Source organism: Brenneria salicis ATCC 15712 = DSM 30166 (assembly GCF_003315515.1).
GTDB classification, from domain to species: domain Bacteria; phylum Pseudomonadota; class Gammaproteobacteria; order Enterobacterales; family Enterobacteriaceae; genus Brenneria; species Brenneria salicis.
The window spans coordinates 35,188-50,920 of record NZ_QNRY01000030.1 but is presented as its reverse complement, the minus strand read 5'-3'; the positions used below and the strand labels follow the sequence as shown (position 1 = coordinate 50,920).

14 protein-coding genes and 1 pseudogene are annotated in these 15,733 nt (G+C 53.3%); 9 read left to right on the top strand and 6 right to left on the bottom strand.

Annotated features, from left to right (window positions below; translation table 11 throughout):
• Nucleotides 1–203: pseudogene (locus DES54_RS12850) on the top strand (IS630 family transposase); the annotation flags it as partial.
• A gap of 244 nt (nucleotides 204–447) precedes the next feature.
• Here the strand turns inward: DES54_RS12850 and rfaC are convergent.
• The 5 genes from rfaC to envC form a co-directional block, all read right to left on the bottom strand.
• Nucleotides 448–1,422, bottom strand: coding sequence for a lipopolysaccharide heptosyltransferase RfaC (gene rfaC, locus DES54_RS12845; RefSeq protein ID WP_113867984.1), 975 nt, complete (start codon nucleotides 1,420–1,422; stop codon nucleotides 448–450).
• A complete protein-coding gene (gene rfaF / locus DES54_RS12840; protein ID WP_113867982.1) occupies nucleotides 1,419–2,471 on the bottom strand; it encodes an ADP-heptose--LPS heptosyltransferase RfaF in 1,053 nt (350 codons plus the stop codon). Before rfaF ends, rfaC begins: the two co-directional genes overlap by 4 nt.
• A 24-nt stretch (nucleotides 2,472–2,495) precedes the next feature.
• Nucleotides 2,496–3,428, bottom strand: a complete 933-nt coding sequence (gene rfaD / locus DES54_RS12835) for an ADP-glyceromanno-heptose 6-epimerase (RefSeq protein WP_113867980.1) — start codon at nucleotides 3,426–3,428, stop codon at nucleotides 2,496–2,498.
• Between the two features lie 177 nt (nucleotides 3,429–3,605).
• On the bottom strand, nucleotides 3,606–4,559 hold the full coding sequence (locus DES54_RS12830; protein ID WP_427846304.1) for a divergent polysaccharide deacetylase family protein: 954 nt from the start codon (nucleotides 4,557–4,559) through the stop codon (nucleotides 3,606–3,608).
• A 2-nt stretch (nucleotides 4,560–4,561) separates the two neighbouring features.
• Nucleotides 4,562–5,863 (bottom strand): murein hydrolase activator EnvC, encoded by a 1,302-nt coding sequence (gene envC, locus DES54_RS12825; protein ID WP_113867975.1) that lies wholly within the window; start codon nucleotides 5,861–5,863, stop codon nucleotides 4,562–4,564.
• 296 nt (nucleotides 5,864–6,159) lie between these two features.
• Here envC and DES54_RS12820 point away from each other — a divergent pair, with 296 nt between their 5' ends.
• From DES54_RS12820 to DES54_RS12795, 6 genes are all read left to right on the top strand, one after another.
• The gene (locus tag DES54_RS12820) at nucleotides 6,160–6,591 is read left to right on the top strand and encodes a rhodanese-like domain-containing protein (RefSeq protein ID WP_113867973.1); all 432 of its coding nucleotides are present in this window, start codon (nucleotides 6,160–6,162) and stop codon (nucleotides 6,589–6,591) included.
• A 155-nt stretch (nucleotides 6,592–6,746) separates the two neighbouring features.
• Nucleotides 6,747–7,217, top strand: a complete 471-nt coding sequence (gene secB / locus DES54_RS12815) for a protein-export chaperone SecB (protein WP_113867971.1) — start codon at nucleotides 6,747–6,749, stop codon at nucleotides 7,215–7,217.
• Entirely contained in the window at nucleotides 7,217–8,236 is a 1,020-nt protein-coding gene (gene gpsA / locus DES54_RS12810) for an NAD(P)H-dependent glycerol-3-phosphate dehydrogenase (RefSeq protein WP_113867969.1), read from the top strand. The genes secB and gpsA overlap by 1 nt, the downstream gene beginning before the upstream one ends.
• Before the next feature lie 141 nt (nucleotides 8,237–8,377).
• Nucleotides 8,378–9,199 (top strand): serine O-acetyltransferase, encoded by an 822-nt coding sequence (gene cysE / locus DES54_RS12805; protein ID WP_113867967.1) that lies wholly within the window; start codon nucleotides 8,378–8,380, stop codon nucleotides 9,197–9,199.
• A 358-nt stretch (nucleotides 9,200–9,557) separates the two neighbouring features.
• Entirely contained in the window at nucleotides 9,558–10,184 is a 627-nt protein-coding gene (gene pagP, locus DES54_RS12800; protein WP_113867965.1) for a lipid IV(A) palmitoyltransferase PagP, read from the top strand.
• 247 nt (nucleotides 10,185–10,431) lie between these two features.
• On the top strand, nucleotides 10,432–11,331 hold the full coding sequence (locus DES54_RS12795) for a carboxylate/amino acid/amine transporter (protein ID WP_113867963.1): 900 nt from the start codon (nucleotides 10,432–10,434) through the stop codon (nucleotides 11,329–11,331).
• Here the strand turns inward: DES54_RS12795 and metR are convergent.
• Nucleotides 11,237–12,172, bottom strand: a complete 936-nt coding sequence (gene metR, locus DES54_RS12790; RefSeq protein WP_113867961.1) for an HTH-type transcriptional regulator MetR — start codon at nucleotides 12,170–12,172, stop codon at nucleotides 11,237–11,239. The genes DES54_RS12795 and metR overlap by 95 nt on opposite strands.
• A 104-nt stretch (nucleotides 12,173–12,276) precedes the next feature.
• On the opposite strand from metR, the gene metE reads away from it, so the two are divergent.
• Together metE and udp are read left to right on the top strand one after the other, a co-directional pair.
• Nucleotides 12,277–14,547, top strand: coding sequence for a 5-methyltetrahydropteroyltriglutamate--homocysteine S-methyltransferase (metE, locus tag DES54_RS12785; protein WP_113867959.1), 2,271 nt, complete (start codon nucleotides 12,277–12,279; stop codon nucleotides 14,545–14,547).
• A gap of 402 nt (nucleotides 14,548–14,949) precedes the next feature.
• Complete coding sequence (udp, locus tag DES54_RS12780; RefSeq protein WP_113867957.1) at nucleotides 14,950–15,720, top strand: uridine phosphorylase; 771 nt, start codon at nucleotides 14,950–14,952, stop codon at nucleotides 15,718–15,720.
• Nucleotides 15,721–15,733 lie beyond the last annotated feature (13 nt).

Genomic DNA, 15,733 nt, shown 5'->3' with positions numbered 1-15,733 from the left:
AGAATCCGAAGTTTCGTGTTATTTATCAGCCGGTTTACTCGCCCTGGGTAAATCATGTTGAACGGCTGTGGCAGGCGCTGCACGAAACGATAACCGGAAACCACCAGTGCCGCTCAATGTGGCAGTTACTGAAAAAAGGGCGTCACTTTATGAATACTGTCAGCCCATTCCCCGGTGGGAATCATGGGTTGGTAAAAATGTAGCGATATTAGGATCAGTTATTTAGAACCCGGCCTCCGCTCACAGTGATAATAACCCATGATTACTGTGGTATTTATCGTATTTGTTTTAGCCACAGGTCTGCTAATGTTGCGCTGAGGCGAAACGTCAATAGTCTGACGATTAACGTGCTTCTTGAGTACAAAAGAGCGCTGCTTCCGATGATTTTTCCAGGCCATAATGGACACAATTAAGCATTCAATAAAGTCAGGGAAGTGAGCGACTCACTTATGCCCTTAATTCTACCATCTGCGCCAATTTCCGCCGGACTTCCCCGGTGGTAATCGTCGCCATTTGCTGATTTTCGGACAGTTCCGCCACCTGATTTAATCCGTATCCCCCAATTAATCCCGGATCGGTTGGGCCGTACAAGGTGAGGTTCGGACGATCCAGCGCCGCGGTTAAGTGGCTCAGACCCGTATCGACGGATACGACGGCTTTCGCGCCGGCCAGCACATCCGCGACCTGTTGCAGGGTCAGGCGCGGCAATACCTCGACATGGGAAAAACCTTCCGCCAGACGCAACGCCCGCTGATGTTCGTGCGCTGCTCCCCACGGAAGTTTGATCTTGAGTCCGCTGGGCTGCAACAGAGAAATCAGTTCGCGCCAGTGTGATTCCGGCCAATGCTTTTCATTGCGGGTGGTGGCGTGCAGAAAAACCAGATATTGATTGGCGTCCGCAGGTAACTGGGAAAGAAAACGCGCCGCAATCGCGTAATCGCCACGTTCGGTCGGTTTTTTATAATGCAGGCTGGCGGCGAAGAGTTCCCGCACCCGTTCGACCGCGTGCAGCTGGCGGCTGACGTTGTGACGATAGTTATAGAACCAGCTTGCCAGGGGTTCACGGGCGCTTTTGTAGTCCAGACCGTGCTTTTTCCCGCGAGCAAGTCGCTTTATCAGGGCGGCGCTTTTAATCAGCCCTTGAGCGTCGATTACCGCATCATAGCTATATTCACGTAGTTGTTGTTTGAAATGCGCGCGTTCACGACGTGTTGACGGGCTAAACCAGCTTTTTCGCCAGCGCCGGATAGCAACCGGGATGACACGAGACACCGCCGGGTGCCAACCGGGGATCTGGGCAAACCCTTCTTCCACCACCCAGTCAAACTGGATGCCGGGAATGGTGAGCATCGCGTCCGTCAAGGCCGGTAATGTATGAAGCACGTCTCCCATGGAAGATGTTTTGACGATCAACACCCTCATGCACGTTCTCCCGGCGTCGGCAGGTATGTTTCCAGCGCGGTGAGAACGCGTTCGGGCTGAATATCGATAAGGCTTTGATGGTATCCCTGTTCCGCATCTCCCTTGCGCACGCGGTGATAACCGCTAATCAGGCGAATAACTTGCGCCTGATCCGATAAAGGAGGGGTAAAGTCCGGGCTGCTTGGTCCGTAAAGCACAACTAATGGACGATGGAGCGCGGCGGCGACATGCATCAATCCTGAATCATTGCTGACCACCGCGTGGCAGGCGGCAATGAGTACGACCGCCTGTTCCAGTGAGGTTTGTCCGGCCAGATTAGCGCAATATTGCCGCGCCTCTTCCGTCAGCGCCTGAAGGATATCGTCACCCGCGGGACGATCTTTGGCTGAGCCGAACAAGGCGACCTGATAACCTCTTTCGATCAGCGATTGCGCGAGTGCGGCATAGTGATAATGCGGCCAGCGTTTGGCAGGGCCGAATTCCGCGCCAGGGCAAAAGCCAATCAGCGGGCGGACATCAGACAGGTGGAAAGTTGACGTCATGTTGCTGATTTCCGCCTGATTCACCTGTAGTTGCGGCCATAATAAAGGTTGCGGCAAATCCTGCGCGCTATGGATACGGCGGCGGTCATAGGCCAGAGCGACATAACGTTGCACCATCAGCGGGAACGCGGTTTTGTCGAGTACCCGCAGATCATTGAGCAGACCGTAACGCATTTCGCCGCGCCACCCGACACGATGCGGGATATGGGCGAAAAAAGGCACCAGCGCGGATTTAAACGAGTTGGGCAATACATAAGCGCGATCGTAGTGCGCATCACGCAGCGAGAGACCAAGGCGGCGGCGTTCGCCTAGCGCCAGCGTGCCGTGTCCCAGCGGCATTGCCAGCGCCTGATTGACTTCCGGCATGCGGGCCAGCAGCGGACGACACCAGGCCGGCGCCATTACATCAATGACCGCTTCTGGATGTTCAGCCTTTAGCGTGCGATAAAAGCTGTGCGACATCATCATATCGCCTACCCATGAAGGGCCGATGACCAAAATTTTCATACCGCTTATCTGTTCCTTGTCCGATTAAACGGTGCGGTTCAACCAGGCCATATATTCAGCAACACCTTCGGCAACGGTTTTAAACGGCTTGTCATAGCCTGCTGCACGGAGATTGGTCAGGTCTGCCTGAGTATAAGCCTGATAGCGTCCTTTCAGTTTTTCCGGGAATTCGATGTATTCCACACTGCCTTTTTTATGAAAGGCCAAGGTCGCATCGGCAACGGCCTGGAAAGATTCCGCGCGGCCAGTACCGCAGTTGAAAATACCAGAGACGCCGTTTTGCCAGAACCACAGATTGACCGCGGCGACATCGCCGACATAGATAAAATCACGTTTGAAGTTTTCGCTGCCGGAGAACAATTTGGGATTTTCACCTTGATTAATCTGCTTATTCAGATGAAACGCGACGCTCGCCATACTGCCTTTATGACCTTCGCGCGGGCCGTAAACGTTGAAGTAACGGAAGCCGCAGATTTGTGATTCCGCATGCGGCAGAAGTTCACGCACATATTGATCGAACAGGAACTTGGAATAGCCATAGACGTTCAGCGGCTGCTCGTACTGACGCGCTTCGATAAAGTTGTTGTTACGGCCGCCATAGGTCGCGGCGGAAGAGGCGTACAGGAAGGGAATGCTGCGATCGAGGCAGTAGTGCAGGACATCTTTCGAGTATTGATAGTTGTTGTCCATCATATACTTGCCATCCCACTCGGTGGTGGAGGAACAGGCGCCTTCATGGAACACGGCATCGATATCCCCCAGATCATCGCCTGCGACGATACTGGCGATAAAATCTTCTTTATCCATGTAATCGGCGATGTCCAGATCCGCCAGATTGATGAATTTCGTGCCGTCTTTCAGGTTATCCACCACCAAAATATCCCGATGGCCAAGGTCATTCAGCGTTTTTACGATATTGCTGCCGATGAAACCGGCACCGCCAGTAACGATAATCATGGGATCTACCCTTGTTAATCTTGCTGGTGAGGCACCACGCCCCACTCATGTCTATGACCGCTATAATAGCATTTCATTTTGCGGCAAGCAGCCTGGTGTTGCGTTATCCCCGCATTCTGTGTCTGCGCTCGCATCAGACACTGTTCGGCGAACCATGACACCTCTTTTTGCACCGTTTTACCGCTCGGTTTCAGGCGCGTCCGGCGTCACCCAGGTCTGCCAACGACGTTTGATGAACGTCACCGCGGCGCTTTCGCGGATACTGCTGCTGACCAGTTTGAAAATGACATCATTCTTCACCGGCTCCGGCGGTTGTTTCGCCAGACATTGTGGTACGCCCCGGAACGGTTTACGCGGTTTAACCGGCTTCGGCGTCTCTGACGGAGGCACCGGCGCATAATATTGGGTTGGTTCGTTCAGCAACTGGCTGGGGCGCACCAAAACGATATCTGACGCCAGCGTCGGCAGCATCTGTTGCAACACCTTGATAGTGGCGGGATGCGGGTGGCCAATGGCGATGGCGGAACCGCTGCGCCTGGCCATCTGCACGGCGCGGTTGAACTGGTTGCGAATATCAGCTTCATTTTGCGTGTCATCCAGAAACACTCTGCGCTTGATGACTTTGACGCCGGTTCCGGCGGCAGCTTGACTGGCTTTGCTGCTGCCGATCGTCATGCTGTCGAGAAAATAGAGCTCATAGGCGCTCAGCGCCTGCATCACTTTCTGCATACCCGGCAGGCTGGCGGTCATCGCGCTGCCCATATGGTTATTCAACCCTACCGCGTGAGGCACATTGTTGACCGACTGGCGGATAATGCGCCGGATCTCTTCGCTGCTCATATCCGGGCGCAGCGTGTCGCGCTCCAGCGGCTGTTTGCTCATGGGCGCCATAGGCAGATGGATCAGAACTTCGCGCCCCTGATTGTGCGCTTTGGCGGCCATTTCCCTGGCATAGGGCGCATTGGGCAAGACGGCGATCGAAATGGCTGTCGGCATCGCCAGAACCTGATTTTCATTATGGGGACGATAACCGAAGTCATCGATAACGATAGCGAGCTTCCCGGCGAGTGCGAAGGGCGCGAATATCAGCAGGCCAAGCGCGTAAAGATATTTAGATATTGAATAAGACAAGACTACCTTCCCAGCCAAGGTTGTGGATTAACCGCCTGACCCTGGCGGCGAATTTCAAAGTAAAGCGCGGGCTGGCTTTGCCCGCCACTGGTGCCGACGAGGGCAATGGGCTGACCGGCTTTCACCTGGGCGCCAACGGAGACCAGTGCGCTTTGATTGTAACCGTATAAGCTCATATCGCCTTTACCATGCTGGACGACCACCACCAGACCATAGCCTTGCAGCCAGTCGGCCATCAGGACGGTGCCGTCGGCGATGGCTTTGACTTCCGTGCCTTCCGGCGCGGTGATCACCAGCCCTTTCCAGCGTAGTTCGCCTTGCAGCGGTTCGCCAAAGCGATGTTCGATACCGCCGCGCACCGGCCAGACGGCCTGTCCTGACGGACGACCAAGACCGCCGGTGCGCGCCATCAGCGAGCGCTCATTTTCCGTGGGTTTGTAGCTGCCGCCGCTGCGTTTGGCTTGCTCCGCTTTCTCCCGCACTTTTGCGGCTTCGCGGGCTTCGCGTTCGGCTCGCGCTTTCGCTTCGCGTTCCGCGCGGGCGATTTGATTGCGCAGACGCGCTTCATTCTGACGCAGTTCCGTCAGTTGTTGCTGATCTTTTTCCAGCGAGCTTTCGAGCGTTGAGAGGGTTTTCTTCCGTTCGGAACGGGCTTGTTCCAGCGCCTGTTGCTGTTGTTGCCGATCGTTCAACAGCGTTTTTTGTTGCGTCTGTTTTTGTTCCAGCAGCGTGCGTTGACTGGCAAGCTCGGCGCTCGTTTGCTGCAACTCGGCGATGGATTTCTGGCGCGCCTCGTTCAGATAGCCGAAATAGGCCAGAATGCGCTCGCTGCGTTGGCTTTCCTCGCTGCTCAGAATCAGTTGCAAGGCGCTGTGTTGCCCCTGACGGAACGCCGCGTCAAGCTGGCGGGAAAGGGTGCGCTGTTGTTCGTTCTGCTGCGTCAGTAATCGGGATATGGAGGTGTTTAGTGCGCTCAGTTCTTTGTCTAATGCGGACAGGGTATTGCGCGTTTCATGCAATTGGCGGCTGGATTGCGCGATGGACTGTTCCTGTTTTTTCAACTGCTGAAGCAAGGCGCCGCGCTGTTTTTGTTGTACTTGAACGCGTTTTTCCTTCTCGGCGATATCCTGCTGCAACGTTTTCAACTGTTGCTGATTATCCGCACCCTGGCTGACGCCGGGCAATAACAAAACGCCGACGCAAAGGGCGCAGGCGCATCGGGTGAACAGCTTATGTAACTCCGGTGAACGGCGACGGGCGTTACATGCCACTCTTGACTGAACGGATAACGCTTTTTTACTCATAACGACGGATTATTCCACGATGAACAGCGGCTTGCCAGTTGTCTCTTGCCGGATTTCTATTTCCAAGCGTGACTATGGTGGCACGGAATTGGCGCGACAGGTGCATCAATAATAGATAAATGGGAACGGATACGCATAGAATGGTTGAATTACATCATTGGCGCAGTGATTTTTACGTATTGCGCCGCAGATTCAGTACGCTATCTTGGCTTACTGGCTGTAATTGCCGTATCACGCAGGTATACTCAGGAACCTTATATTTTATCGCTTAACTGATTTGGGAGTCGTTACACCCCATGCAAGAGATTATGTCATTTATCAGCAGGAACCCTATATTGAGCGTGGCCTGGGTTGCTCTGCTGATTGCCGTTATTGTGCTTACTGTGAAGAGTAAACTGTCTAAGGTGAAAGATGTGGTTCGCAGTGAAGCGATCCAATTGATCAATAAAGAAGACGCCGTGGTTGTTGATATCCGCAATCGTGACGACTATCGCCGTGGTCATATCGCCAACGCGTTTAACCTGTTACCTAACGACATTAAAAATGGCGGCGTAGGCGAGTTGGATAAACACAAATCCCAGCCGGTTATCGTGGTTTGCGCCAACGGGTTATCCTCGCGCGACGCGGCGAACAATCTGTTGAAAGCCGGGTTTGAACGGGTCGTGGTACTGAAAGACGGTCTGGCGGGCTGGAGCGGCGAAAACCTGCCTTTAGTTCGTGGAAAGTAAGTAAAAGGCCAGCGGCGAAACCGCATGCGCCGTAAATTTTCGCCGCATGATCCTTTGGGCTGGCTGTCGCGCTAAGATAATGTAATGTGCGGGCGTCTGTTCCTCCAGTGACGATGGAACACGTCAGGGAAATCTAACAAAAGGTATGAGTTAACATGTCTGAACAAAACAACACTGAAATGTCTTTCCAAATCCAACGTATTTATACCAAGGATATTTCTTTTGAAGCGCCGAACGCGCCTCAGGTGTTCCAGCAAGAGTGGCAACCTGAAGTTAAACTGGATTTGGATACCGCTTCCAGCCAACTGGCGGAAGATATCTATGAAGTGGTGTTGCGCGTGACGGTAACGGCTTCTCTGGGTGAGGAAACGGCGTTTCTGTGCGAAGTTCAGCAGGGAGGTATTTTTACCGTTGGCGGTATCGAAGGTACTCAACTGGCGCACTGCCTGGGCGCATATTGCCCGAATATCCTGTTTCCTTATGCGCGTGAGTGTATTACCAGTCTGGTATCCCGCGGTACATTCCCGCAACTGAACCTGGCGCCGGTAAACTTTGATGCGCTGTTCATGAACTATTTGCAGCAGCAGGCCGACGGCGAAGGCGCTGCAACGCATCAGGATGCCTGATGAACGTGTCTGACGCTTCCATGACAGTCATCGGCGCCGGTTCCTACGGCACCGCGCTGGCCATTACGCTGGCGCGCAACGGTCATCGCGTGGTGCTCTGGGGACACGACCCCAGGCACGTTCAGGCGTTGCAAGCCGCTCGCTGCAATCAGGCATTCCTGCCAGATGTCTCTTTTCCCCATTCGCTGGAACTGGAAACCGATCTGGCGCACGCTTTGACCGCAAGCAGAAATGTGCTGGTGGTGGTGCCCAGTCATGTGTTTGGCGACGTGTTGCGTCAGATCAAACCTCATTTGCGTGCGGATGCCCGAATCGTCTGGGCGACCAAAGGGCTGGAGGCGGAAACCGGACGTTTGCTCCAGGATGTGGCGCGTGAAGCATTAGGCGAGCAAATTCCTCTGGCAGTGGTATCCGGCCCGACGTTTGCCAAAGAACTGGCGGCAGGTTTACCAACGGCGATTGCTCTGGCGGCAACGGACAGTGATTTTGCCGACGATCTCCAGCACCTGCTGCACTGTGGTAAAAGTTTCCGCGTATATAGCAACCCTGATTTTATCGGCGTACAGCTTGGCGGCGCGGTGAAAAACGTGATTGCTATTGGTGCGGGCATGTCTGACGGCATGGGGTTTGGCGCTAATGCGCGCACTGCATTGATCACGCGCGGCCTGGCGGAGATGACCCGGCTGGGCGTTGCTCTGGGCGCCGAAGCTGCCACCTTCATGGGGATGGCGGGACTGGGCGATCTGGTCCTGACTTGTACGGATAATCAGTCTCGCAACCGGCGGTTCGGCATGATGTTGGGGCAGGGCATGGATGTGCAGGCGGCGCAGGATAAGATTGGTCAGGTTGTGGAAGGATACCGTAACACCAAGGAAGTGCTGGCGTTAGCGCAGCGTAATGGCGTTGAAATGCCGATTACCGAACAGCTTTGGCAAGTGCTGTATTGCGGCAAGGATGCGCGTGAAGCCGCGTTAAGTCTGTTGGGACGCACGCGTAAAGATGAAAGCGCCCGATTATAAGCATCTCGTTTTCTACCGGGCTTCCTGATTCAGGGGGCTTCATCGTATCTTTTATTTTTTGTATACGAATGGTATTGGCGATAATCATTTTGTAATAGCGAAAATAGTGTTGCGATGCGTGGTACTGCGGAGAGTAAGGCAATGTCGACAGAAGAACTGGAACTGGTCTGGAAAAATATCAAGGCTGAAGCGCGTAGTCTGGCGGACTGCGAACCTATGCTGGCCAGTTTTTTTCATGCCACATTGCTAAAGCATGAGAATCTGGGCAGCGCGTTAAGCTATATGCTGGCTAACAAACTGGCGAACCCGATTATGCCGGCGATAGCCATTCGTGAGGTTGTCGAAGAGGCTTACCATGCCGATCCACAGATGATTATTTCCGCCGCCCGTGATATCCGTGCGGTATGCCTGCGCGATCCGGCGGTGGATAAATACTCTACTCCATTGCTGTATCTGAAAGGATTTCATGCGTTACAGGCTTATCGTATCGGACACTGGCTCTGGTTACAGGATCGCAAAGCGTTAGCAATCTATTTTCAGAATCAGATTTCAGTCTCTTTTGGCGTTGATATCCACCCTGCCGCCACCATTGGTTATGGGATCATGCTCGATCATGCCACTGGCATCGTGATCGGGGAAACGGCGGTCGTTGAGAATGATGTTTCCATCCTCCAGTCCGTTACCCTGGGCGGTACGGGCAAAACCAGCGGCGATCGTCATCCTAAGATTCGTGAAGGCGTGATGATCGGCGCTGGCGCCAAGATTTTGGGAAATATTGAAGTAGGGTGCGGCGCCAAGATTGGCGCGGGGTCGGTGGTGTTGCAATCGGTGCCGCCACATACCACGGCTGCTGGTGTGCCTGCCCGAATTGTGGGGCGGCCAGAAACCGAAAAACCCGCGATGGATATGGATCAGTATTTCAATGGCGTTAATCGCGGTTTTGAATACGGTGATGGTATTTAGTTGCTATTCATTTCGGCTTTTTATTTATCCAACCATCTGACTTTCAGATGGTTTTTTGTTATTTCAGATGAGAAATTTCTGAAACCTCCCTTCTGGCTTAAATTTATTTAACACCTGTTGTCAATAGCAGATACATAATAACGGCTTTATGGTCGTCTCATCTGTGCAGGCCGAAAAATTTGAGCTATATAATTCTGGTGTTTGTAAGTTATCCAGCAATTTAAAGAAGCAGGAAAGTGGTAAACGGATGAATCCCGATGGGATGATTAGATTAGTAAATTATTCGAGAGAAAATGGCTGACATCGCGGCAATTTGAAAGCCTGAATCGATAATGATATTAGTGGCAGAGAGTCTTATATGTATTTAAAACGTCTTTTAATTACCTTGCATTTGGCGGCGTTATCTGGCATGCCGTTAGCCGTTCATGCTGCGGGGAATTCCTCAGATCTGGATAACAATGGCAGTGCGGCGAACACCGATAATACCGCTGCGACGAGCCATGATGAAAGCTGGTGGCAGAGGAGTAAAAATAACTTATCTAAAACGTGGTCGGCATCGCCCAATCATGATATCTACATTCCCGCGATCACCTGGCATAATCGCTGGACTTACGATAAAGAAAAGACGGATGAGTATAATGAACGTCCGTGGGGAGCGGGTTACGGCGTTTCTCGTCAGGATGAAGACCGCGACTGGCATTCACTCTATATTATGGCGTTTAAGGATTCCCATAATAAATGGGAGCCTATTGGCGGCTATGGTTTTGAGAAACGCTGGCGGCCTGCCCGCGATCAGGATTTCCAATTGGGATTAGGGTTCACCGCTGGCGTGACGATGCGCGATAACTGGAATTATATTCCTATCCCGGTTTTATTACCTTTAGCATCAGTTAGTTATAAAAATTTATCTTTCCAGGCCACTTATATTCCCGGCACCTATAATAATGGTAACGTCTTTTTTGCCTGGTTCAGATGGCAAATTTAATCGACATATATACCGATCTTTTGAAGAGTGATTCGATAAAACCCCTGCCAGAATTATCTGGCAGGGGTTTTATTTTTGATGTGGTGTACCACTTGAACGGTTATTCGTCGGCTATTTACGCCTTCTGCCAGCTATCCTCGGTGTTACTGTTCGTTTGTTATTTATACGGATGTAAACTTATTTGTTTGAAATCTACTCACTATTCTCCATTACAATAAAGGCACTTTTTTATTGAGCGGATTTCACTGTGACATTACTTGTTATTACCACCATCTTATGGGCTTTTTCATTCAGTCTGATTGGGGAATATCTTGCCGGTCAGGTGGATAGCTGGTTTTCGGTATTGATGCGTGTTGGGCTGGCGGCGTTGGTTTTCTTGCCATTCCTACGCTGGCGCAGCTATTCGCCGCGTGTCCTTTTCCTGTATCTGCTGGTGGGCGCGTGTCAGTTAGGGATCATGTATCTGTTTGTTTTCCAGGCTTATCTGTATTTGACTGTGCCTGAGTTTTTGCTTTTTACGGTCATGACGCCACTGTATGTCACGTTGATTTACGATCTGCTGCGACGTGAGCGGCTACGTTGGGGATATGTCTTTAGCGCGTTATTGGCGGTGCTGGGGGCGGCCGTGATCCGCTATGACGAGATTAGTCCTCATTTTGTCTGGGGCCTGATTCTGGTGCAGGCGGCGAATATCTTTTTTGCGATCGGACAGGTGGGTTACAAGCGCCTGATGGAAGTACATCCGATGCCGCAACATACTGCGTTTTCCTGGTTTTATTTGGGCGCGTTGGCGGTTTCAGTCATCGCCTGGTTGCTGTTCGGTAACCCCGATAAACTCCCCACGACATCATTGCAATGGGGGGTTTTGGTCTGGTTGGGCGTCGCGGCCTCAGGGCTGGGATATTTCATGTGGAACTACGGCGCCACCCAGGTTGATGCCGGAACGCTGGGGATCATGAATAATTTCCATGTGCCCGCGGCGCTCCTCGTCAATCTGGCTATCTGGCAGGAAAAACCCCATTGGCCGAGTTTTATCATTGGCGCACTGATTATTATGTCCTCGCTATGGGTGCACCGGCGTTGGGTCTTGACGCGTTCCGTACAAACGGCAAGTGTTCGCAAGCGTGCTGACGTGCCAAACGAATAAAGGCTTCAAGCACCGGCTGGCGCTGTTCTCCGTCCCTGACGGCGGCGTACAGCCGGCTCCAGAGTCCTTCGCCCAACGTTTTGGTGACAATCAATCCCTGACGTTCAAAACTTTCCACCACCCAGTGCGGTAGTGCGGCGATGCCCATCCGCGCAGCTACCATTTGAATCAACAGTAACGTGTTGTCCACGCTTTTTAAGGTTGGGCTGATAGCCGCCGGTTGTAAAAAATGACGCCACACATCCAGCCGTTGGCGTTGTACCGGGTAAATCATCAGCGTTTCAGCGCTAAGATCGTCAGGTTCGATTTTTGTTTTTTCCACCAGCGGGTGATCGGGCGCCAGCACCAGCCGTACCTCAAAATCAAACAACGGCGAGTAATGCAATCCGCTGCGAGGCATGATGTCCGAAGTCATGACCAGATCCAGTTCGCCCTGCTGCAACGCGGGCTGAGGATCAAACGTCACGCCGGATTTGAAGTCCATGACCACCTGCGGCCAGCTTTGCTGGAACGCATCCAGCGCCGGCGTCAGCCACTGAATACAGCTATGACACTCAATCGCCAGGCGCAGCGTGGTCTGGTGCGGCTCATGGCAGGCCTGCAATGCCTGCTGGATTTGCGGCAACACCTGTTCAGCCAACTGCAACAGAATCTCACCCTGTGGCGTAAAGCGCAGCGGCTGACTTTTTCGAACAAATAGCCTGAATCCAAGACGTTGTTCCAGATCGCTGAACTGGTGGGACAGCGCCGACTGAGTCTGATGGAGTGAGGCGGCGGCGGCGGCTAACGATCCCGTATTGCGCAGCGCTTGCAGTGTTCGCAGGTGTTTAAATTCGATCATGAGAGTCCTTCACAGTGACGGTGAATAAATTGCGCTTGTGCTCAATACACTACCTGCAGATTATGGATGTGTAAACATCTGGATGGCTAAATGAGGATTTAATGATGGCGATTTTGAATCACACACTGGGTTTTCCGCGTGTAGGATTACGACGTGAATTGAAAAAAGCGCAGGAAAGCTACTGGGCAGGCAACGCCACACAACAAGAATTGCTGACGGTTGGACGCGAATTACGTGCGCGTCATTGGCAACAACAGAAGGATGCGGGCGTTGATCTGCTGCCGGTGGGTGATTTTGCCTGGTACGATCATGTGCTGACCACCAGCCTGTTGTTGGGTAACGTGCCTGCGCGTCACCAGAATGCCGATGGTTCCGTCGATCTGGATACGCTATTCCGTATTGCCCGCGGACGTGCGCCAACGGGGGAGCCTGCGGCGGCGGCGGAGATGACCAAGTGGTTCAATACCAACTACCACTACATGGTGCCTGAGTTTACCAAAGGGCAGCGCTTTACGCTGACCTGGACCCAGTTGCTGGCCGAAGTAGACGAGGCGCTGGCGCTGGGGCATAAAGTGAAACCCGTTTTACTGGGGCCGGTCACCTATCTGTGGCTGGGGAAAGTAAAAGGCGAGCAGTTCGATCGCCTGTCATTGCTGCGGGACATCCTGCCGGTGTATCAGCAGGTGCTGGACGAACTGGCTAAACGCGATATCGAGTGGGTACAGATTGATGAGCCTGCGCTGGTGCTGGAGTTGCCGTCAGAATGGCTGGCTGCGTTCAAGCCGGCGTATGAGGCGTTGCAGGGACGGACAAAACTGCTGCTGACCACCTATTTCGACAGCATCGGGCAGAATCTGGATACCATCAAGACGCTGCCGGTTCAGGGGCTGCATGTCGATCTGGTTCACGGTAAAGATGATGCGGCGCAATTACATGCGCAATTGCCCGCCGACTGGCTTCTGTCGCTGGGGGTGATCAACGGGCGCAATGTCTGGCGCGCCGATCTGAGTAGCTGGTTTGAGCGGCTGCAACCGCTGGCGGACAAGCGTAAGTTGTGGCTGGGCAGTTCATGTTCGCTGCTGCATAGCCCGATTGATCTCAGTGTGGAAACGCGTCTGGATGATGAAGTGAAAAGCTGGTTTGCGTTTGCTGTCCAGAAATGTGCGGAATTGTCGCTGTTGTCTCAGGCGCTGAATAACGGTAACGGGCAGGCGCTGGAAGCGTACAGTGCGCCGATTCGTGCTCGTCGCACCTCCACGCGGGTTAACAATGCCGCTGTTGCACAGCGTCTGGCGGCCATTACCCCGCAGGACAGTCAGCGTCAGCAGCCGTATCCGCTGCGTGCCAAAGCCCAGCGTGAGCGCTTCAATCTACCCGCGTGGCCAACCACCACCATCGGCTCTTTCCCGCAAACCACGGAAATTCGCGGCCTGCGTCTGGACTTCAAACAAGGTCGGCTGGACGGCAACAATTACCGTACCGGTATCGCCGAACACATTAAGCAGGCGGTGGCGGAGCAGGAACGCCTGGGGCTGGACGTACTGGTGCATGGTGAAGCCGAGCGTAATGACATGGTGGAATACTTCGGCGAACATCTGGATGGTTTTATCTTTACCCAGAACGGCTGGGTACAGAGTTATGGCTCTCGTTGCGTGAAACCACCGGTGATTATTGGCGATGTCAGCCGTCCGCAAGCCATCACGGTTGAATGGGCTAAGTATGCGCAGTCGCTGACGGATAAGCCGATGAAAGGCATGCTGACCGGCCCGGTGACGATCCTCTGTTGGTCTTTCCCGCGCGAAGATGTGACGCGTGAAACCATCGCCAGGCAAATCGCGCTGGCATTACGGGATGAAGTGGCCGATCTGGAAAACGCGGGTATCGGTATTATTCAGATCGATGAACCGGCGCTGCGTGAAGGTCTGCCGCTGCATCGCTCCGACTGGGATGCGTATCTGACGTGGGCGGTGGACGCGTTCCGCCTCAATGCGGCGGTGGCGCGGGACGCTACTCAGATTCATACTCACATGTGTTATTGCGAGTTCAATGACATCATGGATTCCGTTGCGGCGTTGGATGCGGATGTGATTACCATCGAAACCTCTCGTTCCGATATGGAGTTGCTGGAATCGTTTGAAGAGTTTGAATATCCAAACGAAATCGGCCCAGGCGTGTACGATATCCATTCGCCGAACGTACCGAGCGTGGAGTGGATGGAGGCATTGTTGCTGAAAGCCGCGCAACGCATTCCCGCCGAACGTCTGTGGGTTAACCCGGATTGTGGTCTGAAAACCCGTGGCTGGCCGGAAACGCGGCAGGCGCTGGCGAACATGGTGCAGGCGGCGCAGCGTTTGCGTGCGGCACAGGCTTCATGATGGGCGGTGAAGTGGTGAAGTAAAAGTCATAGGTAAGGGAGGCGAGCGCCTCCCTGTTGCTATTCAGCCTGTCTAAACCACGCCAGCCTTCGCTCGCCAGCCGTCTTGCGTGGCTTCGGCATGATGGGGTTAACCGTTTTTATGCGTGTTTAATTGTGATCTCTATCGCGTTTTTTATGTATTCTGTTTCTTGTTTCTTTTTTATGGGTGATGGTTGTCACTAAAAACGCATTGATGATGCGCTAGAGTCTTGCTTATCGCAGATCTTTTTCTGCCTGCCGTTCTGATGTGCCACCCTATTGCATAATTAAAAATTTTCACAGCCAATGTTTTGCATGAAAACGCAATGTTGAAAAGCGATTTGTCGCTTCTGACCACTCAACTAATTGCCTGGAGGCGGTTATGTCTAAATCTGATGTTTTCCATCTCGGTTTAACAAAAAATGATTTACAAGGCGCTACGCTGGCGATTGTTCCCGGCGATCCTGAACGTGTTGAAAATATAGCCCGCCTGATGGATAACCCGGTATATCTGGCATCACACCGTGAATTCACCACCTGGCGCGCAGAGTTGGATGGGAAGCGGGTGATTATCTGCTCGACCGGTATTGGCGGCCCGTCAACGTCGATCGCGGTGGAAGAACTGGCTCAGCTTGGAATTCGGACGTTCCTGCGCGTCGGCACCACCGGCGCGATTCAGGAGGGCATTAATGTGGGCGATGTACTGGTGACCACCGCGGCTGTGCGTCTCGACGGCGCCAGTCTGCATTTCGCGCCGATGGCGTTCCCGGCGGTCGCTGATTTTACCTGTACGACGGCGCTGGTCGAGGCGGCGAAGGCGGCGAACGTCACGCTGCACATTGGCGTGACCGCATCATCCGATACATTCTATCCGGGTCAAGAGCGCTATGATACGTTCTCTGGCCGCGTCGTGCGCCGTTTTCGCGGTTCGATGGAAGAGTGGCAAAGCATGGGCGTACTGAACTATGAAATGGAGTCCGCCACGTTGCTGACCATGTGCGCCAGTCAGGGGCTGAAAGCCGGGATGATCGCGGGTGTGATTGTTAACCGCACCCAGCAGGAAATTCCTGATGTGGCGACAATGAAACAGGCCGAGTCCACCGTTATCCAGGTGTTGCTGGATGCCACCCGCCGATTGCTCGCCGCCGGGTAAACGCTTAAGGAGA

What these genes read in the sequence shown, in the direction of transcription:
- metE (WP_113867959.1), top strand. Translation starts at nt 12,277, where the DNA reads ATGGCGATTTTGAATCACACACTGGGTTTTCCGCGTGTAGGATTACGA.
- pagP (WP_113867965.1), top strand. Translation starts at nt 9,558, where the DNA reads ATGTATTTAAAACGTCTTTTAATTACCTTGCATTTGGCGGCGTTATCT.
- rfaC (WP_113867984.1), bottom strand. Translation starts at nt 1,422, where the DNA reads ATGAGGGTGTTGATCGTCAAAACATCTTCCATGGGAGACGTGCTTCAT.
- rfaF (WP_113867982.1), bottom strand. Translation starts at nt 2,471, where the DNA reads ATGAAAATTTTGGTCATCGGCCCTTCATGGGTAGGCGATATGATGATG.
- gpsA (WP_113867969.1), top strand. Translation starts at nt 7,217, where the DNA reads ATGAACGTGTCTGACGCTTCCATGACAGTCATCGGCGCCGGTTCCTAC.
- udp (WP_113867957.1), top strand. Translation starts at nt 14,950, where the DNA reads ATGTCTAAATCTGATGTTTTCCATCTCGGTTTAACAAAAAATGATTTA.
- DES54_RS12820 (WP_113867973.1), top strand. Translation starts at nt 6,160, where the DNA reads ATGCAAGAGATTATGTCATTTATCAGCAGGAACCCTATATTGAGCGTG.
- rfaD (WP_113867980.1), bottom strand. Translation starts at nt 3,428, where the DNA reads ATGATTATCGTTACTGGCGGTGCCGGTTTCATCGGCAGCAATATCGTA.
- cysE (WP_113867967.1), top strand. Translation starts at nt 8,378, where the DNA reads ATGTCGACAGAAGAACTGGAACTGGTCTGGAAAAATATCAAGGCTGAA.
- envC (WP_113867975.1), bottom strand. Translation starts at nt 5,863, where the DNA reads ATGAGTAAAAAAGCGTTATCCGTTCAGTCAAGAGTGGCATGTAACGCC.
- secB (WP_113867971.1), top strand. Translation starts at nt 6,747, where the DNA reads ATGTCTGAACAAAACAACACTGAAATGTCTTTCCAAATCCAACGTATT.
- metR (WP_113867961.1), bottom strand. Translation starts at nt 12,172, where the DNA reads ATGATCGAATTTAAACACCTGCGAACACTGCAAGCGCTGCGCAATACG.